Source organism: Nitrospira sp. (assembly GCA_029194665.1).
Classification (GTDB): domain Bacteria; phylum Nitrospirota; class Nitrospiria; order Nitrospirales; family Nitrospiraceae; genus Nitrospira_D.
Window position 1 is genome coordinate 590,623 of sequence record JARFXO010000003.1, and the last position, 18,632, is coordinate 609,254.

16 protein-coding genes are annotated in these 18,632 nt (G+C 55.7%); 8 read left to right on the forward strand and 8 right to left on the reverse strand.

All coding sequences use genetic code 11. The annotated features are described in order from the left end of the window. The first annotated feature begins 26 nt into the window (after positions 1–26). From P0119_12295 to P0119_12320, 6 genes are all read left to right on the forward strand, one after another. Positions 27–3,218, forward strand: a complete 3,192-nt coding sequence (locus tag P0119_12295; GenBank protein ID MDF0666836.1) for a BTAD domain-containing putative transcriptional regulator — start codon at positions 27–29, stop codon at positions 3,216–3,218. 343 nt (positions 3,219–3,561) lie between these two features. Next, on the forward strand, positions 3,562–4,155 hold the full coding sequence (locus P0119_12300; protein MDF0666837.1) for a DUF3365 domain-containing protein: 594 nt from the start codon (positions 3,562–3,564) through the stop codon (positions 4,153–4,155). Between the two features lie 232 nt (positions 4,156–4,387). Beyond that, on the forward strand, positions 4,388–6,814 hold the full coding sequence (locus P0119_12305) for a CHAT domain-containing protein (protein ID MDF0666838.1): 2,427 nt from the start codon (positions 4,388–4,390) through the stop codon (positions 6,812–6,814). Between the two features lie 16 nt (positions 6,815–6,830). Then, positions 6,831–7,394, forward strand: a complete 564-nt coding sequence (locus P0119_12310; GenBank protein MDF0666839.1) for a hypothetical protein — start codon at positions 6,831–6,833, stop codon at positions 7,392–7,394. Between the two features lie 233 nt (positions 7,395–7,627). Next, on the forward strand, positions 7,628–9,277 hold the full coding sequence (locus P0119_12315) for a PLAT/LH2 domain-containing protein (GenBank protein ID MDF0666840.1): 1,650 nt from the start codon (positions 7,628–7,630) through the stop codon (positions 9,275–9,277). Between the two features lie 75 nt (positions 9,278–9,352). Then, positions 9,353–9,718, forward strand: coding sequence for a hypothetical protein (locus tag P0119_12320; protein MDF0666841.1), 366 nt, complete (start codon positions 9,353–9,355; stop codon positions 9,716–9,718). Between the two features lie 462 nt (positions 9,719–10,180). On the opposite strand, the gene P0119_12325 is transcribed toward P0119_12320, so the two are convergent. The 3 genes from P0119_12325 to P0119_12335 are packed head-to-tail and all read right to left on the reverse strand — an operon-like array spanning position 10,181 to position 12,748. After that, entirely contained in the window at positions 10,181–10,336 is a 156-nt protein-coding gene (locus P0119_12325; protein ID MDF0666842.1) for a hypothetical protein, read from the reverse strand. A gap of 22 nt (positions 10,337–10,358) precedes the next feature. Continuing rightward, the gene (locus tag P0119_12330; GenBank protein MDF0666843.1) at positions 10,359–11,567 is read right to left on the reverse strand and encodes an amidohydrolase family protein; all 1,209 of its coding nucleotides are present in this window, start codon (positions 11,565–11,567) and stop codon (positions 10,359–10,361) included. Beyond that, the gene (locus P0119_12335; GenBank protein MDF0666844.1) at positions 11,564–12,748 is read right to left on the reverse strand and encodes an alanine--glyoxylate aminotransferase family protein; all 1,185 of its coding nucleotides are present in this window, start codon (positions 12,746–12,748) and stop codon (positions 11,564–11,566) included. Before P0119_12335 ends, P0119_12330 begins: the two co-directional genes overlap by 4 nt. 108 nt (positions 12,749–12,856) lie before the next feature. On the opposite strand from P0119_12335, the gene P0119_12340 reads away from it, so the two are divergent. Continuing rightward, complete coding sequence (locus P0119_12340; GenBank protein ID MDF0666845.1) at positions 12,857–14,386, forward strand: type II CAAX endopeptidase family protein; 1,530 nt, start codon at positions 12,857–12,859, stop codon at positions 14,384–14,386. Here the strand turns inward: P0119_12340 and P0119_12345 are convergent. Further along, a complete protein-coding gene (locus P0119_12345) occupies positions 14,361–15,185 on the reverse strand; it encodes a hypothetical protein (GenBank protein MDF0666846.1) in 825 nt (274 codons plus the stop codon). The two genes, P0119_12340 and P0119_12345, sit on opposite strands and share 26 nt — an antisense overlap. Positions 15,186–15,318: 133 nt before the next feature. Continuing rightward, positions 15,319–16,194: an alpha/beta hydrolase gene (locus P0119_12350; GenBank protein MDF0666847.1), complete on the reverse strand. Its 876-nt coding sequence runs from the start codon at positions 16,192–16,194 to the stop codon at positions 15,319–15,321. Between the two features lie 167 nt (positions 16,195–16,361). On the opposite strand from P0119_12350, the gene P0119_12355 reads away from it, so the two are divergent. Then, on the forward strand, positions 16,362–16,532 hold the full coding sequence (locus tag P0119_12355) for a hypothetical protein (GenBank protein ID MDF0666848.1): 171 nt from the start codon (positions 16,362–16,364) through the stop codon (positions 16,530–16,532). A gap of 88 nt (positions 16,533–16,620) precedes the next feature. On the opposite strand, the gene P0119_12360 is transcribed toward P0119_12355, so the two are convergent. From P0119_12360 to P0119_12370, 3 genes are all read right to left on the reverse strand, one after another. Beyond that, the gene (locus P0119_12360) at positions 16,621–17,616 is read right to left on the reverse strand and encodes a hypothetical protein (GenBank protein ID MDF0666849.1); all 996 of its coding nucleotides are present in this window, start codon (positions 17,614–17,616) and stop codon (positions 16,621–16,623) included. A gap of 86 nt (positions 17,617–17,702) precedes the next feature. After that, positions 17,703–18,005 carry a putative quinol monooxygenase gene (locus tag P0119_12365; GenBank protein MDF0666850.1) on the reverse strand — a complete coding sequence of 101 codons (303 nt, stop codon included), beginning with the start codon at positions 18,003–18,005 and terminating at the stop codon, positions 17,703–17,705. Between the two features lie 73 nt (positions 18,006–18,078). After that, entirely contained in the window at positions 18,079–18,537 is a 459-nt protein-coding gene (locus P0119_12370; GenBank protein MDF0666851.1) for a rhodanese-like domain-containing protein, read from the reverse strand. Between the last annotated feature and the right edge of the window lie 95 nt (positions 18,538–18,632).

The following is an 18,632-nucleotide window of genomic DNA, read 5'->3' on the forward strand; positions in this document are numbered from 1 at the left end:
ACGGTGCTCGTTGAGTCAAAGCAGCCATGAACCGTCACGCTCACCTCGCGAAGCTCACGCCACCGCGCCTTCCTGCCATCGTCGAACGTCCCCGATTGTATCGATTACTCGATCGGGCTCGGCGGCGACAGACTGTCTGGATTAACGCTCCACCGGGATTCGGCAAAACGACCCTCGTCGCCGGCTACCTGCGAACTCACAAGCTGCGGTCGCTGTGGTATCAGCTGGATGAAGGCGACGACGACCTGGCCACCTTCTTCCATTATCTCGGGCTCGCGGTTCAGAAGGGGACGCCGCGCCTCAAGAAACCATTGGCCCATTTGACCCCCGAATACTTGAAAGGATTGTCCACCTTCACGCGCCGCTTCTTCGAGGAACTCTACCGGCGGCTCAGGTCGCCTGTCGTGCTGGTGTTCGATAACTATCAAGAAGTGCCGGTAGATGCTGCCTTGCACGAGATGCTCGCCCTTGGCATCTCGTCGGTGCCGCCGGGAGTGAATATCTTGGTGATCAGCCGAACTCTCCCTCCGGCGGCGTGGGCACAAGCCCAAGCTAGACAGCAAATGAACTTCATTGGAGAAGAGTCTCTGCGGCTGACGGAGCAGGAATCACGCTCCATCGTGCGCTTACATAAGAAATCCCAGAGGCGAAAATCCCACGAATCGATAGGGAAGGTGCATGACAAGTTCCAAGGTTGGGTAGCCGGTTTGGTACTGCAACTCGAACAAGCCAAAACCCAGGAAATCCCACACGTCGCAACGCCGCAAGTCGTGTTCGACTACTTGGCACGGGAGGTCCTACAGAAGCTTAGTTTGAACAAGCAGAGTTTTTTGTTGCACACAGCCTTCTTGCCGGACATGACGGCTGCGACGGCTGCCAGGCTCACGGGAGAGGCGACGGCAGGTGACATACTAGAGGGTCTCTATCAATCTCGCTATTTCACCGAACGACGCATGGGTGCCGGATCGGTGTATCAGTACCATCCATTATTCAAGGAGTTTTTGCGATCCCATGCGAAAGCCACCCTGCCGGCCTTGGATGTCCAGGCGACCCAGCAGACTGCTGCCACACTCTTGGAGGAAGCGGGCAGGATCGAGGATGCGGTCCTCTTGTATCAAGAAGCCGGCGAAACAGATCAGATTGTCCGCATGATTCTGTCAAAAGGACCTGAGCTTCTGGCGCAGGGACGAGCCCACACGCTGGAGGAATGGATTCGTCAGGTACCGACAGAGCTACGCGACCAGGAGCCATGGCTCCTCTTTTGGTTGGGCTCGTGCCGGCTGCCCTTTAATCCGTTGGAAAGTGAAGGCATCTTTGCGGCAGCATTCGAGCACTTCAAAGCTCTGAACGACACGACAGGCATGTGCATGGCCTGGTCCGGGGCTGTATCAGCCATTCAATATTCCTGGCTCGATATCGATAGACTCGATCGATGGATCGATCTTTTGCCCGAGTTCATGCCACCGGATGTATCGTTTCCTTCCGTCGAGATTGAGACTCAAATGACGTTTTGTATCTTCACCGCGCTGATGTGGAGGCGCCCTCAACGCGCGCTCATGAATCCCTGGATCGATCGGGCGAAAACGCTCATCGCGAAATCACCGGACCTGTCAAAGGGCATGGCCTTGAGTGCGGTCATGACTCATCTCTTCGTCTGGATCGGAGATTTTGCATCGGCAGAGAAATATAACGACATGCTGGGAGTTGCCGCTGCATCCCAAGCGGCTCCTCCTCTGACCAGAATGCTCTTTTATGAGAATCACGCGGTGTTGGCTTGGAATCGAGGGGATGCCGAGGTTGCCTGCCGGGTGGCAGATGAAGCGCTTGCCGTTTCACAGACGACCGGTGTGCATCTCTTCGACGCCGCCCTCTTGGCATCGGCCATCTATGGTTCATTGCTCCAGAATGATCTCATTCGAGCGGAGCACTATCTGGCCCAAACCGCTCCACTGGTGGCGAATCCCAGTCATGTGATGCACGGGAATTGGTTGATGTGCCACGCGTGGCTCGCAAGACTGAAAGGCGATACGACTAGAGCCTGGGATCTAGTTCAACAATGCTCCGAGTTGCGGTGGGTGAAGGGAACCTCTGCAGCGGAAGCGCACCACATTTACGCGGCAGCGATCCTGCTTCACCCACGCGGTGATCCACGCGCGCATCAGTATCTCGATCAGGTCAAACTGATTGGCGAGCAGATGGGAAGTGGCCTGCTACAGTTCATGAGTTCTTTACTCGAAGCTCATTTTGCCCTGGACGAGGGACGGGAGGAGGCTGGCTTGGCGGTCTTACGGGAGGCTTTAGCCATAGGCAGAGAAAAGCGCTTCAGTTACTTTCCCTGGTGGATTCCGCAGATGATGGCCCGCCTCTGTGTCAGGGCCTTGGAAGCTGATATTGAAGTCGACTACGTGCGAGATCTGATTCGTAAAACCCGGCTGGTCCCGGACGCCGACACGTCGGCAAACGAAACCTGGCCCTGGCCAGTCAAGATTTACACCCTGGGTCGCTTTGAGATTCATGTGGATGGCAAGCCGCTGCCGCCGCGACGGAAAGCGCCCTATCGTGTGCTGACGTTGCTGAAGGCGATGATTGCGTTGGGTGGTCGTGAGATTCCAACGTCACGGCTGATCGATGCGCTATGGCCGGACGCGGAAGGTGATGTAGGTGAGGAGACCTTCCATAAGACGCTCCAGCGTTTGCGGCATCTGGTCTGTCATGAGGGCCTCATTCAGATGAAAGAGAGTAAGGTGTCATTGAACCGACAGCACTGTTGGGTCGATGCCATGGCATTTCAGACCCTGCTCAACAGCACGGACAATTCCAAGCCTCGACAAGCTGAGCCGGATGTCAGGGTCCAGCGCTATGAGCAGGCGATTGCCTTGTACCGGGGGCCATTCCTTGAAGCAGATGGTGCTTGTGGATGGGCCGATCGCTATAGGGAGGGTCTCAGACAGGAGTTTGTCCAAGCAGTGCAACAACTGAGCGAGTGGAAGAAGGCGGATGGCACGAATGAAGCCGCGTTGACCTGTTTGGAAAACGGAGTGGAAGCCGATCCGTTGGCTGAGCCGCTTTACCCACGTTTGATCAGATTTCTTTTTGACTTAGATCGCCAGAGCGAGGCTAAAAAGGTCTTGGTTCGCTATCATAAGGCAGTGATTATGGCTGGGAGAGAACCTTCTGTAGAAATGCAACGCCTTGCCAAGAACCTTTCAGCATCTTAATCTGCTCATCCTCTTCAGCTTGCGACCATCCTGTTTGCTGTTGGAAAAAGTGCACCTGACTCTGCCCTGGCAGTACTCGCTGTCAAAAAATTGGCGTTCATATCTCATGCCGCGTTCCCTAAAACAAAAAAAGAAGGGCTGGAACGGCAATGTGTCCCCCTATGTGTCCGAGTTCGCATGGTATGAAGGTGCATCCGTCAGTCAGATGGTCGGCGGAAAAGACACTTAGAGACGAAGCAATGATCCATCGTATGCAACCAAGGCAAGCTCGGATTGATGCCGGACAGGATCGCGAGGTGCGGCCGGTCAGGCGATCCATCCGCCCGCACACAAGGAGGTCTCTATGACACCCTCTAGGAAATTGCTGTGGGAAGCCCTAGTGGTATGGGTAGTAGGAGGCGCGACGGTGCTGTGGCCCGCTCGGGCGTTGCCTGAAGCCACATCGATAAACCTCCCGATCGAGGCGGTGGTCGATTACATCCACGCCGTCATCGAGGCTGACCGCGCGGTGTATACCAAGCATGCCGTCGAACGCATGCAAACGAAAGGGGTCGTTGCGACGTCAGAAAAATGGGAAGAAAGGAACACCTTGCCCCTCCCGGCTCAATTCCTGCTGGAATCCGGACGCTACGCCGACAAGCAGGGCCTTGGGATGCAGTACCGGCTGATCAGTTTCTGGCCGATCAACAAACGCAATGTGGCGACGAACGCGCTTGAAAGGATCGGGCTCGGCGCCGTCGCGAATCATCCCGATCGTCCCTACAAGGGCGTTACGAAGGTGGGCGACACCCGGTATTTTGAAGCGGTGTATGCCGATCTGGCCGTCGCTCAGTCTTGTGCCGGTTGCCACAATGCCCATCCCGACAGTCCGAAGCGGGACTTCAAGCTCAATGACGTCATGGGTGCGATCGTGGTCAGCATTCAGTTGGAGCAGTAGCCGTCCGGCGGCTTCGAGGAGCCTTGGTGCTGAACTTGTTGACGGGTGCGTTCGTGGTTACGTGAATACGGAGCAGTATTGATGAGGGCATGACCCAAGATAGTGAACGAACGTTGCCCATTGGTCGGCTGGCCGAAGGATAAACCTGTCGAATGGTTCAACGGCTTGGGTAAGAGGTCTTTAGAGAAGCTGTCGTGCAGATGCTGCCCGGTAACCGTGGATGGGAGTCACTATGATCCGTAAATTACCACAGCCAAGAATCGACGTTTGGGATTTGCTGAAATCCGTTCGGGTGAATGACCAACCGCACCTCAAGACTTTGCTTGAGCCTCTCGGCGACACGGCAGCCCAGGCTCGCTACTTCCTACTCGAAGGCGTTGACCTGCAGACGCGCTTTCTCGGTGTCCAGGTTCTTGCGAACAGCCTGCGTGGCCAAGGAGACATGATCACAAGCGCGGAGGTCGCCGGTGCACTCTTCCGCGCGCTGGAACACGACCTCACATTCGTTCATGGGCAGCAGGCAGAACGCCACATGGTGAACAACGTGTTGGATCTCCTGAAGTTCGCGCTGTCACATTCTGGCCGTTATCGGGAATTGATCCTCGAGTACCCGCGTTGGCTGGCCGTGGCGGAGCGCACTCAGATTGATCCGTCTTTCGCCTCCGGTTTGCGCCTAGCACTAGTGGAAGCGCTATTCCACGCCGGAGAGTACGAACGTGCGATCGGGATGCTGGAAGAGGCACGTTCTCGTGGGATTGAGTCCAGTCAGATTATCGAGGCGGAGAGACTTGGACGCAAGTTGCAGGATTTCTACGGCCGCGTAGACGAGGTCAAGCCCAAGTCGCTGACGGTAGACGACATGCAGCGACAAATCTTCGATGCTTTAGGAGCACTTCTCGGTGTGCAAGGTGCCGAGTCGGCTCGGATGATGCAGGCAGCTGAAGCTCTCGTTCGAGATCAAACAGGGACGCTCGCGGGCAGTGGACATTTGGCGACGCTGATAGGCGCGGCAGTGACGGCGCAGGGCCTGAGTGTTATCGAAAGGCTTGAGCAGCTCACCTCCGACCTGTGGAGCCAACGCAGCCCCCTGCCAAGCCTCATCCAGTGCATGGACCTTGCCGGAGAAGTGCTGACTTCTGGGCACGGGCACGACAAAGTAATCCTTCGACGGCTGCTGGCGACTCTCACCGAGATAATCGCCTACTCTGAGGCGCTCGATCAATGGGATGACTACGCCACCGCCAAGTGGATGCAGTGCATTGTCTTAAAACGCCTAGAAGACTTTGAGGCCTCTGCTGTAGCGCACCGTGACCTACGACTAAACATCGAGGACCGCCGCACTCATATCGAGAATCCTCTGATGAGGGGGCGCCTGGCCGGTTACTTTAACTATCTCTACCGAAGCAACGCAGAGGTGTTATTCGCACTCAATACCGGACAAGAGGAAGAAATCTTCCACGTCATCGAGAGTGCCAAGTGGAAGATCCTCACTGAGAGTACTCGCGCACATCCCTTCGTCGCGACCCGCCAAGACACCTGCACAGATCTGGCGATTCTGGAGGGCAGGACGCTCAACGATCTACGACAAACACTGCCGGCCATAGGAGCGGAAGCCCTGTACATTAACTATCTTGCAGACGACGATTGCACTTACGCGGTCACGGTTGGAGGCGACGGGAAGGTTTCGATCAAACGGATCGAGCTTGGCGCAGCGCACCTTACGGAGGCGGCGCTGGAATTGCAGCGTATCAATGACGGAAATGTCCGTTCATTCCGACCTAAGATCGATCCGAAGCGGCTTGAGGAGAGCCCATATGAACCAGTGATTCAGGCGCTGTCGCCTTTGGTTGACTGGCTGGAACTGGACGGGATTGGGTTACTCTGCGTCAATCTTCCGCACGAGGTCAGCACAATCCCCGCCCACATGCTGCACTGGCATGGGAAGCCGCTGATCGATCGCGTCGGAGTGGTGCATGCGCCCGGCGCGGAATTGCTGAGCGCCGGCGCTCGTGATGCCGCCTTGTACGGACCGCTTGAAGACGCGAGCATCTTCAGCATTCCGCGTGACGGTCCTCGCAGTGAGGAAGAGGCGACAGCCTTTGCTCGCATCGCTGCGGCGATTGAACACCGTATTCCTGATCGGATGATAATCGAGGCGCAGCGTATCGATCGACAACTGCTTACCGAGTCAACCCTAACGCATCGGCTCGTACATTTTTCCTCACACGGTCATTTTGAACCCACTGCGCCGCTGAAGCGATCCGGTATTTTTATCGCGGATCGCGGAACGCTTCCGTCCGCCAAAGAGCAGCAGCGTTTCCTCTTTACCGCAGACGATGCAGCGGAGTTAGAAATCGCGGGCTCTCATGTCACGCTCTCCGCCTGCGTGTGCGGTCGCAGCGCACAGATCGCGCCGGGCGAGGCGCTCGGCATGATCTGGGGACTCTTGCGGGGTCGCGCTCGATCGGTGCTCGGCGCATGCTGGAACGCGAACAGAGAAGCGACCACGGATTTGATGGTGCGTTTCTACGAGCTTTGGTTGGACGGAATACCCAAGTGGAAAGCATTGCGACAGGCGATATGCGAGCTAAAGGCGGACAGCCGGCGTTCGCACCCGTATTTCTGGGCTCCCTTCGTGCTCTTTGGTCACTGGAACTAGAAAGGAGAATAATAAGATGAAGACAATCCACGAACGTATTGACTCCGTTGATGACAAAGACGCCCTCTATGTCGTGAATCAGCTCACTTCGAGCATCCTGAGGAAGATGCCAGGCGTCGAGACGGCTGACGACCTACCCCAGGTACTCGACTCGGTGGCACGGGAGACAGGTACATCGCTGCAGGATCTGCCGACAAATTGGGTCGAGGCGACGGTGGACAGTCAGCAGGCGGGTGAGGTAGCGCGCGAACTGTTACATGCCCTCGCCACGCCGGGAAATGGGGCCGAGTTTGTCGCTGCAGCACTCGACGAGTTCCCGTCGGAAGATCAGGATCTGGGGCTACTCTCCATACCGATCGCCGCCGGCTTCTTTTACATCGCCGTGGTCTCCGACCTCGACCTCGATCTGGGCTGGTTCAAGATAAAGAAAAAGGGCCTTCCCGCCGCACGCCAGGTGGAATTGGGTAAGTCATTGTTGCCGAAGATCTTCGGTGACTGGTTGAAGAACCATGGCGAGGTTGGTTCCATCCAGAAGTCCTCGAATCATAAACAGGTTGTACTTAATCGCTCCCAAAATTGAAGGAAGACATGTCCGCAATATCCTTTCGGACAAGCCACGATCGTTGGTCTGGGGACAAGGCGAGCCGTCTAACAATTGCAGCGGTACAGTCCTTACAGGCCCGCCACTGAACTGCGGGACTGTTCGGCCGATTTGTCGTGGAAAGGATGTGAGTAATGCAAGCATTGCTGCATTGTTACGAAACTAGAAGCTGAAATTTGCCATACAAATCGCCATTCTGAAAGGAGGCTACTATGCTTAAGCAAAAATTCCATATCAATCAGCCGGACGTGACTTATACGCCACGTCCGGGCGTCCCTGTTGCCCGCCAGCCGGTCGCAATTTCTTCTGACATACCAGTAACAGATCTGGATTGGGATGCGACTCGCATTGATGTGTTGCGTCCCACAGGAACTATCACTCTTGCTCCTGGGATTTCGACAACCGTAAGTCCTCAGGTAGCAGTCGGAAAGGTGGGAAAGCCTATCTTTCGCACCGCCCTTCATGCCGGCGCAAGAACGATGATTATAAGCGACACGAGAGGTTTGCAGGACTATCGAGAATTCCCATCACGGTTTGCAGCCCGATACGCAAGCGTTCGCCCTGTTCCGGGCCTTGAGGTAATCGGCTGCGGCTATAACATCTTTGGTCTATACGCGGAGGCATCGTCGTTGAAGCGCCGTCTATTCGACGTGGACAAGATGCCGGGCTTAGAGCAGACCCGCATTGGAAATACCTCATACAACCACTGGCCGATTGTTACAGTGCACGGACTCTCGTCATCGAAGAGGCAGACCATCGTTGGAGAGACGGCAACCAAATACGCCGAAAGCCTCTCCATTTCCACAGGGTTGGAGGCTGGTTTCCTTGGCTTCCACGCTCAGACAGAAATGGATTTCAACACGTCGACAACCAGAAATATGTACCATGCGTTCACTAACGTGATGGATACCACGCAGGTGTTTGCTTTGCACTTGGAAGATCGCAACGATCTGCGTACCTATCTGACAGACGAAGCACTGAATGCAATTGACAACCCCGATGGGCAATGGCTGCCGGATCGTCTGTTTGATGAGTTTGGGCTTTACTTCTTGACCGGGGCTGTCATGGGTGGACGGTTGAACCACTGGAGCTATGTGGACACTTTTTATCTAGCGTCAAATACTGACCTTCGAGCCATGGCTGAAGCGGACTTTCGCGATATCGTCGGGGGACAGACCGGCGTGCAATCCAGTTCGAGTTTTGCAACATACCAAAAGCATTCGGTATCCGAAACAGCAACCTTGGGCGGTGACCCGACTATAGGAGGCCGCTCTATCGTCGATCAATCTTCCTACCAGCGCTGGAAGGACTCCATAGCGAACAACCCAGGTTTTCTCGATTTCACCATACCGTCCACCAAGAAGCCTCTCACACCAATCTGGACTTTGGCAACCGGTACAAGACGCGCTGAACTCGAAGCAAGGGCATCGGAATACGAAAACTATATCACCCGTCAGTTTATGGGTGAGCATGCCATTGATCCTAGCCGAAAGACCGTTACATACGTGGTCAAGACCTACACGGGGTCCGCAGATGGTGCTGGCACAGACGCTGGAATCTGGGTCGTCCTGTATGGGGTCGATCGCCTGGGAAATGCCCACGAAACACGTCAACTTAAGCATGACGACTCGCGCGATAACCACAACAAGAATGCAGTCGATTCCATCGAGTTCGGTGGATTGCTTGATGTGGGAGAGCTAACCAAGATCAAGGTCATCCATGATGGCCGCGGCGAGAGCCGAGGGTCTTCTTGGCAGCTTAAGAAGATCGAAGTCCTCTGCCCGGAGAATGGAAAGCTATACAAGGCCAATTATAACGGATGGCTTAATAAGAACTCTGGGGTTTTCGACCTGTACTTATAGTCGTTGGCTAGGACAAGGATCAGTTAGTTCTGATGGAAATCGGCCTGATTTTTTTATCACGAGGAGGGCCAGCCCATGTATGGAAATGAAGGAGTCTTATCTGCATTCTTGATGGCAGGTGCGATTTGGAACCTCCTAGCTTTCCTTCTCCCTTTAGCGGTTATGTGCTTCATTTTTTGGATGGTCTGGAAGTCACGAAAGCAAACGGCCCTGGGACAGCCAATACTCACTGCGGGCATGATGGATCTGCAGCTATTAATGGAGGTGTTGGCTCAATCATCGGGTAATATCTCTTCCGGTCAGCGCACTCAGTTTATCAACGCTTTTCACCAGGCACAGAACGAGCTGAACCAACTCGATGATCTCCGGCGGCAGCAGTCAGAGTTGAGACTTGGGGACATGCGTGCTGAGGCCGCCTCTATGGGACTTTTCCTGGATTAGGACAGTAGGCTCGTTTCGTATGCAATCGATCAAGAGAAATTGGCACGACGATTCTTTGCTTTCTAGGTTGTACGCCAACGTTTGCCTTGCGGCCATTTGGTGAAATGAGGCTCGCCGCACGTTACGTGAATCTGATGGGATCCACATGTATCGGGTCAGATTCTGTCGATTCTATGCAGTCAGTCTAGAGCGGCCAAGCCCGACCGAGTGAGGTCGCACGTAATCACATGATTTCCATGGTGGTTGTGCTGTTCAGAGGATCGAGTGTGAATACCAACGACAACACAGGATTTGCTCAGCCTGTACGGCAAGTCCCAGGTCGGGAGAGGCAGAGCAGCCTGATCCAACAGAAACAAACCTGTATGCGAGTTTGGTCCTAGAGTTTTAGGAGTGTATACCCCAGGGGGGAAGTAGCCCGGATGAATTGCAGTAGACTCTGAACTTTTCACGTGTAGTGTTTCACTATTCACGTCTATAGTCGGCAGCCTGGGCGAGTTCCTCATGCTCTCGTCTATCGGCTGTCGTGCAGCGCCGGACAGATTCATGGACTTCCTGCCGCAGGTGCGCTGCGCCGGCTTCATCCACTGTGAGGTCTTTGAGATTTGATTCGCTCATCATACAGCCTATAACCCCTTACCACTTATGTCCTGGCAAGCGGTCCCGACACGAACTTCCCGGCCTTCATCACACCCATAATCTTGTCCCGGTCTCGTAGCACCTCGATCCGTCGAAGCGGGTTTCCTTTGAGGATCACAAGATCGGCTTCCATTCCTTTGGTCAGTGTTCCGACAGAATCCTGAATCCCGATGAGCCGGGCTGCCGTGGCAGTCGAGGCGACAATGGCTTCGATGGGCGTCATGCCAAAAGCGACCATCCGTTCAAGTTCCTGGGCGTTGTCTCCATGGTAATTGAATGGAGTTCCGGCATCGGTGCCCATGGCGATGGCGATGCCGCTTCGATGGGCTGCTTTGAAGCTGGCCTGGTGGCGCTTGGTCATGGACTTGGCCTTCGTTAACGCACTTTCGGGAATGCCGCAGCCGGATCTGCAAGCCGCGGTGGTCGCCAGAGCAGAAAGGGTAGGGACCATGTAGACCCCATACTGCTTCATGAGCGCTCCGGACTCGTCATCCAACAACGTGGCATGTTCAATCGATCGTACCCCTGCATTGATCGCGTTCTTCATTCCGGTGGCACCGTGGGCATGGGCGGCGACTCGTTTCCCGGCTTGCTGTGCCGCATCGACCGCTGCAGCCAACTCCTCCATGGTCATTTGAGCCTCGTCCGGCGAGGTGCCGGGCGTCAGCACTCCGCCCGAAGCAATGACCTTGATGACCCCTGCACCGGCTGCGACCTGTTCGGCCACAACCTGCCTAACCTGCGCCGGGCCTTCCACTTCCTGGCCGATGAACCTTGCGTGGCCACCGACCATGCAAATGGCGCGTCCTGCACCCACGATGCGTGGTCCAGGTGTCACGCACGCTTCAATAGCCTGTTTCAGCGTGAAAATAGAATGATCCCGAGATCCAACGTCGCGTACCGTCGTAAATCCCGCGTCGATTGTCGCCTGTGCATGTGTGGCCGACTTCAGCAACGTATAGGAAGGCTGCTCTGATTCGAGTGTGCCGACGACATCCGGCTCTCCGCCCAAGCAAAGATGGACATGACAGTCGATGAGGCCTGGGATGATCGTAAGACCACGGCCATCGATACGGACAGCCCCTTTTGGGATCCTGACCTCCTTGCTTGGGCCGGCCGCCAAGATCTTGGTGCCGCGTACGAGGAGCGTCACACGGTCATGCACAGCTCCCATCCCATCGATGAGGCGTACCTGATGAATGGCAATCGTCACAACTTATCGCCTCTACTATAGATATGCGCAGCGGCTTGCAGCGCGGCGCCGGGAGTCGAAACCCACCCGCTCCGAATACCGATTTCCTCCATGGCGTTCAACAGGGTCAGGACGTTGGCCTCAGTCGATGATTCTCCCATCAGTCCAATTCTCCAAACCTTCCCCTTGAGGGGGCCAAGGCCTCCTCCGATTTCGATGCCGTACATCCCTAGCAACTGAGATCGGACGGCTGCCTCATCGATATGCGCTGGAACGCTGACGCAGATCAGCGTCGGAAGCCGCCGATCAGGGGGAGGTAAGGGATCGAGACCCAGAGCCGCCAATCCAGCGAGCAGCGCACGGCTATTCAGGTGATGGCGAGCAAATCTGGCTGGAAGCCTTTCTTCCTCGATCAAGCGCAACGCCTCCCTCAGGGCATAGAGCATTGAGATCGGCGCCGTATGATGGTAGGCACGGTTGTGCTCCGTCCAGTACTCCGCGATGAGGGACAGGTCCAAATACCAGCTTTGACAGGGAGAACGGCGATTCTTGACGACGGAAAGGGCGCGCTTACTTACAGTCAAGGGAGCCAAGCCAGGCGGGCAACTGAGACATTTTTGCGTGGCGCTGTAGCACACATCGATGCCCCACCGATCGACTTCCACAGGGATTCCGCCAAGGGATGTGACCGCATCGACGATCAGCAGGGCGTTGTGTGGACCACAAAGGGCGCTGATCTGCTCAAGAGGTTGCCAGGCCCCCGTCGAAGTTTCGGCATGCACGAGCGCAACGGCTTTGACCGGACCAGACTGCCGGAGCGTTGCGGCAATCATATCCGGTTCGATGACCTGCCCCCACGGAACCTCCACTCGAATGGCTTTCCCTCCGCAGCGCTCAACGATTGCCGCGAGTCTAGTCCCGAACACCCCGTTGATGCCAACGATGACTGCGTCACCTGGCTCGACGATATTCACGACCGCAGCTTCCATACCGGCTGATCCAGTCCCTGAGACGGCAATCGTAAATTGATTGTTTGTTGAGAATACGCGGCGCAGCAGCGCTTGGATGTCGTTCATGACCGTCAGGAATGCCGGGTCCAGATGCCCGACAAGCGGAGTTGCCAGAGTTTGTAGTACCCGAGGATGCACGTTGCTGGGACCCGGTCCCAGGAGCAACCGTCGTGGGGCAAGAAAATTCTCCATCGCAAATTGGCTCCTTAAATCGCGCGGTTAGTATAGCCAAGTACGATGACTAAGGCTATGTGAGAAATACCTATCGGAATTGTTCGATAGCTACTTTGAGGGGATCCAGTGGGTGACGGTCAATGGTATAGTCGGCAATTCATGAGCGAACAGACCCTTTCAATCCAACAATTGCCGGATCTTCCGCCGTCCGACCAGCCGGCGGGTCCCAAACAATCGATCTCGCCCTATCGCTCTCGATGGTCTCTGATCGTGAGCGGGGTATGCGCCGGCGTCCTGATCGCGGCGTTGGGCACTATTCTGTGGTTTGCGGCGACCCAGCCAAAACTTCAGCAAGTTGAGGAGCCGGATCGCGCACTTGATCTGATGGTCAGCCGTATGTTGGCCGCACAAGACAGCCTTCGTCGAGCGCCGCAATGGCAGCAATGGCTGGCTGATTGGACGATGGACAGCCAGGATGAAGCGAGGAGGCAGGCCATCCAGTGGTACCGGGAACTGGCTGAGACAACCGGTGATCCTCTCTCCAAACTTCGGCTGGCTATCCTACTCGGGGAGTCCGGGCAAGAAACGGCGGCACTCGCAGAAAGCAAAGGGTGGCAAAGCCGTGGGACGTCTGCATTGTTATTCGAACAACTGATAGAAGCTGCGTATGGACCACAGCCGCTTGATAGGACACATGAAGCAGAATTACAGGCTACGTTGGCCGAGGCGTTGCCGGGTGGATGGTTCTATGATCATCTTGCCGTGAGGCTGGCCCGACGTGCGGACGATCAGGATCTGCTGGTGACGGTTGAAGAGCATGGTCGGCTCAGGCAGGATCGGGAGCAACGATGGATCAGCCCGTTGATCGTGTTCGAATTGATTTGTCTGGTGATTGGGTCGATCATGCTTGTGGGTATTGCCGGACTGTGGGGACGACGGAAAGACAGTCTGCGTCTCCATTTACCTGGCGTTCCGCCCCCTTGGCCTGGAGAAACTGCCGCAGCGGTCATCCTCCGCGGCGGTGCCTTAGAAGTCGTCACGACCGTAGTCATTCTGTCTAGTTCGTCATTTCTGCATGCATCGTTGCGCGCATTTGCCATTCCCTTGGCCAACCTACCGCTGCTTATCCTTGCGTATGTCCAATTGCTCAAGCCGGCCGGTCTGACTTTCCGAGACGGCTTTGGTCTAAGGATTGAGCGAGAGAACCTTGGACGGCTGGCATGCAGCATCCTCGCGATTGTCGCAGCCGGACTCTGGGGTGAATGGGTCATAGGACAGGCTGCCGAATTCCTGAGTTTGAATGATCACTGGACGGAATGGTTTGATCAGGAGCTTGTGCGGGGCACTCTTCCCGTCATGGCCGTGAGCGTGATCGAGTACGTCTTGTTTGCGCCGATCTTCGAGGAACTGGCATTTCGTGGACTGCTGTTCGCGATGCTTCGCCGCCGGTTCGAATTCCTTCCTGCCGCGCTGATCAGTACCAGTCTCTTTGCTCTGGCCCACGGTTATAGTCTGATTGGATTTCTCAGCGTCTTTTGGAGCGGATTCCTCTGGGCTTGGATCTACGAACGAACAGGGAGCCTGATTCCCGGGATGGTCGCCCACGCAATGAACAACTTGCTCGTCTGTCTTACCGTGATGGCTCTGCTTCGTTGAGCGAATTCCGCTGCATCACTTCAAGCCACTCGAATAAATCCCTGTAGCGCAGACCTGTCCCGTGCAATTTCAGTAGTTCGCACAAACGCTTGTTTGACACGCGTTTCCCCGGAGAGTCGGCATCCCGAGAGTCAGCAGCTCGAATATCCCATCGTTGCTCGACCATTTTACAGATCTCCATCCAGGTCCTCGGATCTCCATCGCTGACGTTGTAGACACTCCCTGGCTCACCATGTGCCAGAGCGGCGAGACACGTCACGGCCAGATCCTCAACATGGATAAGGTTGACATACTTTTGTGAGCCCTTCGCTCGTCTTGTCTTAATCCAATCGATAGGATTGCGGCCTGGGCCATAGATTCCTGCAACTCGTAATAAGACAGCGCCATAAGAGCTTCGCAATAGTCCCTCACCTTGTACACGAGGTTTTGTCAAGTCAACCGGAGCTGTTTCGTCGATCCATGGTGGAGGATACTCGGCCGAGGCGCTAGCGTCGTAGGCGGAGGTACTGCCGAGTACCACCAAGCGGCAGGTTCGTAGAAATGCAGCGTCGGCAAACTGCTGAACCAGCTCGATCGGTACTGCGGGAAAGCACCACACGATATCGGCCGATGTCGGGATCTCCTGCCATGTCTCAGGCCGTGCCAGATCGAATCGTATCCGTTGGTCCAGTCTCAGATCTGTGAGGTGCCGATCCGGATCCCGACTGGTGGCGAAGACATGAGAGTAGCGATGCTGGGCAAGCGGCAGGAGAAATTTGGCGGTATAACCGAATCCGAGAATGACAAGTGAGTGATGCAAGATCGATCATACTCCCTGTTGGTCGGCAGTGCAGTGTGCCAGCGAGTCGCGAGCGGAGTCCAACGAAAAAAGCCATTTCATTGGTGTCCATATTTTCTCGCGCTATACGAACAATCGACGTTCACATCGTCCTCTATTTACCCTCCTTTTTCAGATCCAGCCAAGTCAGCACTTCACGCGTGACCTGTTCGGGCTTGTCTTCATGCACGAAATGTCCGGCATCGGCGACTTTTACCACCGTCAGATCGGTGACGAAATCATTCAGCCCGTCAAGATTCTGACGGACGAGCGCATGATCTTGTAAGCCCCAGATCACCAACGTGGGGACGGCAACAGTAGGATACCCCAACCTTCGTTGACGCATTGCTCCGCCGCCGCGTAAGGCCGCACGATAGTAATTCACCATGGCCGTGAGTGCCCCCGGCTCGCAAGCCTGTCGTCGATACGATCGAATGAAATCATCGGGCATCTGTTCACGATGAATAGCCATATGGCTAAAGATCTTACCGATCACATAACCATGGCCAACCGACAGTGCCGCTTCGGGAAGCCAGGGAATTTGAAAAAAGCCCATGTACCAGGAACGGTGCAACTGACGCCAGTGTCGCACTTCCCGCTCAAAACAGGCTGGGTGGGGCGCATTCATAATCACCAAGGCTTCCACGCGAGCGGCCTGCCGCATCACATAGTACCAGGCGATGACTCCACCCCAATCATGTCCCACTAGAATGACACGTTGAGCTTGAGCGGCATCGAGGAGTCCGGTGACATCGTCCATCAGGGATTCAATTCGGTAGGCGTCGCTGCCTGTTGGTCGTGTCGTACCACCATATCCGCGTAGATCAGGAGCCCAGACCCGATATCCTGCTTGTGCCAGCGGGGGAATCTGAAATCGCCATGACAGGGCAGATTCCGGAAACCCATGTAGGCAGAGTATCAAGCGATCGCCGGACCCGGCCGTCGCCACTCGAAAGGACAGTCGGTTTGTGAATACTTGTTGAAACGTCATTGCTTGTGCACCAACCGTATTGAGAACCATGCACGGAGTCTCAGAAAGCTCGGTCGACGGAGGAGTCAGCCTCGCACAGAGGAGTTTCCGTCTCGTTCCATCCCGCGCCTCGGTGAAAATGTGCAAAATTCTGTTCGGAACTTCGACCGGCAGCTATACTCGGCGACATGACGAAATACGTGATTTGGCAAGATCAGGGAATGTGGCGCGGCTGTCTGCAGGGGTCTCCCGACCAGCAGGTTCAAGGGGAGTCGTTCGAGGAGCTGCAGTTCAAACTTCGTCACCTCTCTCGTGAACGAGCCGTCGACAAGCCTTCCAACCTCCGGAAGATCGCCTGAGAGATAGTCTGCCGTCGCGGCAAGACTTGAGTCGACGGCGTGCCCTCGTCGGCCTGAACGCTCATTCGACACATCCAACGAGCGTCAGTCATGGCCGAAACAAAGGCTCATGCCGAGGGCCCAGAGAATCATTTCCTATGGCTCGATGCTGCACGTCGTAACGTCCAGAGAATGACTCACCGGGTACAAGCCGCTTCAGCCCCCAGTCCGGATGGTTGAACGCATCGCTCGCACAGGTCATCGGTTCGATGGCAAGCGCGGCTCGGGGCGCGTCCGTAATGGCATCTCCGGTATAGACGACCACTGCGGAAAACGCGCGATCCATCGTAACGTCGATTACCCGGCCGCTGGCGCTATGTCGCAGAGACGCAGTGGCTGTTCCCTTCGCGTCGCGTTCGAGCTGCACATAGCAATGGTTGAAGCGCTGCCGGCCGATCGCGCGAAACTGTCTATAGTCCCACGATGTGCCGGTCACGCTCAGAATCGTCCCTGTCGGAACGAGCCGCTCGTTGAATTCCAAATAGGCGGTTCCTGGGATCTGCACCTCGGCCTCGTCGATTAAGGACGTTCCAACGGTGAAGTAGGGATGAAATCCGATTCCGACCGGTGCTGCCTGTTGCCCGACGTTCTTCACGATGAATGAACAGGTGAGCCCGGCTGCACCCAGTTCATATGTCACCCATACGGCAAGTGAAAAGGGATAGCCTCGTTCAGCGTATGTATCAGCGTCGAGACGAATCTCGAACGTCACCTTATTTGAGTGTGCTTCCTGCATATGCCACGGCAGACTGCGAACAAATCCATGAATGGCATTCGGACCTTCCTTGTCGTTACATTCGAGCTGCAGTGACTGTCCCTCGAATGTATAGCGTCCATCGCTGACGCGGCCGGGAAACGGGATGAGTACGTCGCCCTGTCCACCTCGCTTCCCCTTACCACCCGAATAACCCCACAGGATATCCGTTTCTCGTCCTCCGTCGTCGATCAGCAGATACCGTCGTAACAAGGCTCCCCATGGCGAAACAATCGCACGCTGGTTCTCAAAAGTGATGGAGAGTTCAGTATCCGGTGTGGCAGGCGTCATGGTCGTGCAGTATCGCCCTGCAGCAATGGATGGCTGAGGCGTACGGTTGAACAAAGCTGGACATAACAGACTCTCATCTCATCACGTCACTGTAGGACCTTGTACCGACAGATCTCCGGCTCGCCGGCCAGAAGTCCCACCAACCGTTGCAGCGCAACGGAAACGTGCGGAGTGGCGAAATGTGCCTGCTCAGCCGCGGCGCTCGCCCATTTCTCGACGAACACAAAGTCGGCTGGATCGGAACCATTCTGCAGAAGCTCATAACTGAGGCATCCCGATTCGCGGCGTGTCGGCTCAACAAGCGCAGATAAGATTTCCCGAACTTGTGCGACATGCTCAGTCTTAGCCCTGACACGTGCAATCACTCGGAGGGAAGGGTCTGAGATCATGTCGTGCTCCATGGCATAAGGCGATACATGCTGCTCTGAACGAGAGGCGAACCTGCTCCGGGGTGCGGGTCGGTTACTTTGTCAATGGATGGCCGGCCTTCTGCCAGTCGTCGAGGTTCATGACAACGGCTGTCGTTTGCGTGAACCCCAGACCTTGCAGCGACTGTGCCGCAAGGGAGGCGCGACTGCCGCTTTGACATTGCAGAATGAGAGGACGGCCCATCTCGTTGTCGGCTGGAAAGCCGACGTGGCTCCAGATTTTGAACTCGATCAGACCGCGAGGAATATTGATTGCTCCGGGTACATGCCCTGCGGCGTACTCCTGCGGCTCCCGTACGTCCACAATCACGGCGGCACCTGGATTCTCCACGAGCTTCCGATACTCTTCCATGCCGATCGTCTTCACCTGCTTTTGGGCTGCTTCAACTTTCTGTTTCACGATAGGAGGCAAACCCTGGGCGAAAACCGGTGAAGGGGAAAAGAGCGCTGTGCTCACAACGATGGCCAGTGGTAGCAGAATCCATGTGCTCATAGGTTCTCCTTCAAGATGTTCCGTTGATCTCAGAAAAATGAAACATAATGTAGCGCTATCCTATCCTCAACTCAAGGGATGGTTGTGGCCGAGGG

Coding starts and splice junctions, on each gene's coding strand:
- P0119_12350 (MDF0666847.1), bottom strand. CDS start 16,194: ATGACGTTTCAACAAGTATTCACAAACCGACTGTCCTTTCGAGTGGCG.
- P0119_12325 (MDF0666842.1), bottom strand. CDS start 10,336: ATGATGAGCGAATCAAATCTCAAAGACCTCACAGTGGATGAAGCCGGC.
- P0119_12310 (MDF0666839.1), top strand. CDS start 6,831: ATGAAGACAATCCACGAACGTATTGACTCCGTTGATGACAAAGACGCC.
- P0119_12335 (MDF0666844.1), bottom strand. CDS start 12,748: ATGGAGAATTTTCTTGCCCCACGACGGTTGCTCCTGGGACCGGGTCCC.
- P0119_12300 (MDF0666837.1), top strand. CDS start 3,562: ATGACACCCTCTAGGAAATTGCTGTGGGAAGCCCTAGTGGTATGGGTA.
- P0119_12365 (MDF0666850.1), bottom strand. CDS start 18,005: ATGATCTCAGACCCTTCCCTCCGAGTGATTGCACGTGTCAGGGCTAAG.
- P0119_12295 (MDF0666836.1), top strand. CDS start 27: ATGAACCGTCACGCTCACCTCGCGAAGCTCACGCCACCGCGCCTTCCT.
- P0119_12315 (MDF0666840.1), top strand. CDS start 7,628: ATGCTTAAGCAAAAATTCCATATCAATCAGCCGGACGTGACTTATACG.
- P0119_12355 (MDF0666848.1), top strand. CDS start 16,362: ATGACGAAATACGTGATTTGGCAAGATCAGGGAATGTGGCGCGGCTGT.
- P0119_12320 (MDF0666841.1), top strand. CDS start 9,353: ATGTATGGAAATGAAGGAGTCTTATCTGCATTCTTGATGGCAGGTGCG.
- P0119_12305 (MDF0666838.1), top strand. CDS start 4,388: ATGATCCGTAAATTACCACAGCCAAGAATCGACGTTTGGGATTTGCTG.
- P0119_12370 (MDF0666851.1), bottom strand. CDS start 18,537: ATGAGCACATGGATTCTGCTACCACTGGCCATCGTTGTGAGCACAGCG.
- P0119_12360 (MDF0666849.1), bottom strand. CDS start 17,616: ATGACGCCTGCCACACCGGATACTGAACTCTCCATCACTTTTGAGAAC.